Below are 477 nucleotides of genomic sequence, written 5' to 3'. Positions count from 1 at the left end.
CCGCGGGGGGGGGCGGGGCCGCGCGGGGGGGGCGGCCCCCCCCCCCCCACCCACCCCCCCCCCCCCCCGGCGCCGGGGGGGGGGGCGCCCCCCGCCCCCCCCCCCCCCCCCGCCTCGCCCACCAGCGGAAACGCCCTTGAGGGACCCCGCCTGCGGCCGGTCCTGGACCCTCCAGTAGAGTTCTCTTCACAAGGAAATACGGCACGGGCTGAGGTTGATGGTCGTGCTTGGCGCGGGGTGGAGCAGCTCGGTAGCTCGCTGGGCTCATAACCCAGAGGTCGCAGGTTCGAATCCTGTCCCCGCTACTCGTGGTGTGTTCGAGGCCCCCTCTCTGGCGAGAGGGGGCCTCTTTCCGTTTGTCCTCGTTTTGTACGGGGGCCGAGCCCCCGTAGGCCCCCACGGTGCGGTGGTGGGGTCGGGTGGGCTGCTGCTGTACTTAGGCCGGGGCGAGCACCTAGTAAGGCGGCTGCTGGTTGC

1 tRNA gene is annotated in these 477 nt (G+C 73.6%); it reads left to right on the top strand.

Annotation, left to right across the window (positions count from 1 at the left end):
* Positions 1-231: 231 nt before the first annotated feature.
* Positions 232-305, top strand: a tRNA-Met gene (locus LCD31_RS28805).
* The last annotated feature ends 172 nt before the right edge of the window (positions 306-477 follow it).

Origin of the sequence: Saccharopolyspora sp. 6M (genome assembly GCF_020176775.1) — a bacterium.
Classification (GTDB): domain Bacteria; phylum Actinomycetota; class Actinomycetes; order Mycobacteriales; family Pseudonocardiaceae; genus Saccharopolyspora_C; species Saccharopolyspora_C gregorii.
This window is presented reverse-complemented; position numbering and strand designations above follow the sequence as displayed.